Origin of the sequence: Microbispora hainanensis, assembly GCF_006874475.1 — a bacterium.
Lineage (GTDB): Bacteria > Actinomycetota > Actinomycetes > Streptosporangiales > Streptosporangiaceae > Microbispora > Microbispora hainanensis.
Genome location: NZ_VIRM01000133.1, coordinates 1 through 1,534, shown reverse-complemented (window position 1 = coordinate 1,534; position 1,534 = coordinate 1). Strand labels below are relative to the sequence as shown.

The 1,534-nt window shown below is 58.1% G+C and carries 2 protein-coding genes; both read right to left on the bottom strand.

What is annotated here, in order from left to right; translation table 11 throughout:
* Nucleotides 1–34: 34 nt before the first annotated feature.
* Nucleotides 35–508 (bottom strand): hypothetical protein, encoded by a 474-nt coding sequence (locus tag FLX08_RS39810; RefSeq protein ID WP_142625418.1) that lies wholly within the window; start codon nucleotides 506–508, stop codon nucleotides 35–37.
* 65 nt (nucleotides 509–573) lie between these two features.
* Nucleotides 574–1,239 (bottom strand): hypothetical protein, encoded by a 666-nt coding sequence (locus FLX08_RS39805; RefSeq protein ID WP_142625417.1) that lies wholly within the window; start codon nucleotides 1,237–1,239, stop codon nucleotides 574–576.
* Between the last annotated feature and the right edge of the window lie 295 nt (nucleotides 1,240–1,534).

Sequence of the window (1,534 nt, the reverse complement as noted above, 5' to 3'; positions counted from 1 at the left end):
ATTGGTACGGAGGGCATGATTGCCCTCCAGGCGGCTAAGCCTCGTCGAGCCCTAAACCTTCACACGAACTTGATGGAAAAACCGCAAAACGAGCGACATCCATCTTACAGACGAAAAGCTCCGGGACTTGGCCCTCAACGACACTACGCGCTGTGATGTTTTCTGCCACACCTTCCACGAGCCGGCCTTCCCGGAACAGCGCAGCACATGCATCCTTTGCCTTTCCGGCGGTGACCTGCGGCATCGATGTCTTGCCCGCCTTAGTCATGACCGGAAATGTGACGTCGGCAAAGTGTCCTTCAGGGTCACCCACGCTATAACAGCGCACTTCAGAATAGTGCGCTTCGGTTACCCTCGACGGATTTTGCTGTTCAGGTGAAGATCCTACAGTGGCTGCGGTTGCGGTGGTCTGGGCCGCAGATATACCGCAGGCGGCCGATGACAGAATAGAAGCGCTCATGAGGGCCGCTTTTACAATAGCAGCACGAGTGACGCGCAATTTAGACATTAGGTTCTCCGCGGCAGAGGCCCACACTCCAATCTTTCCTGAGCACAGGCCCTGCCTAGTTCGAGTTAGAACATCCACATGGATGAAGTCCGGTTGTCAAAGTCGCCTAGATACGGCTCATAAAAGCCCGTGCCAACACTGTAGGTATCTCCCTGGAATCCAGGGAACTGGTAGAGGATCGCCCCGCAGTTGCCGTACATTTGAACAGACGAGGTCCGGTTATCCCACCACTGGCCGTACATGTCGACGCTGAACGCTGCCCCATTGTCACACCAACTGGGAGCGGAGAAGTAGTCCGATTGACCCTCGTACCACTCAAGTTGGAAGATGGCCCCAATGACGTATGAAGCGGCGCTAGCAGCAGTCGAGGCATCGCTACTAGCGGCGCGCATGCGCTCCACGGAGGCGTTGTGTGCTTTGATTCTTGCGACGAACTCGGGGGAGCCGAGACCCTTGCCGTCGGCGGGAATGTCGGTGATGGCACCACCGGTGGCATCTTTGATTGCTTCCGTCGCACTCTGGTAGCAGACACGCTTAGGCTTCGAGACCGACCGCAAGGGCTGCGGGGCGGATAGCCCAATCTGAGGCTGCAGGTGGTGCACACAGAAAGGCCCCGCCGGGTTCTTGAGCGGCGCCTGCTCCACCCCTTCAACATCAGGATCCGCATGCGCGGGAACAGCGGCCGCAAGGCTAAGAGTGGCCGCGGCGACCAGTGCAGCCACGTACTTCACCGTGCGGAGAATCGGATGATTGGGCACTATACCTCCCGAACCGCCTGACGATTTACCAAGAGTACAACACAAGCATGATCATTGAGTCAATACATACCAAATGTAATGGCTACCTGACACTTCGCGTTCCGTTACCTACGGCCCGGAATTGAAGACCTCGTGGGCGCCTGTAACGTCACACCGCGCATCCGCCCACTTGCTGCGCCGCCGAGGGAATGCCGCGGCTCCTGGATGCGCCGTCGGCAACTTGCGATCAACACTCCACCGAACGCCGCCACAACCGATTACCGGCGCG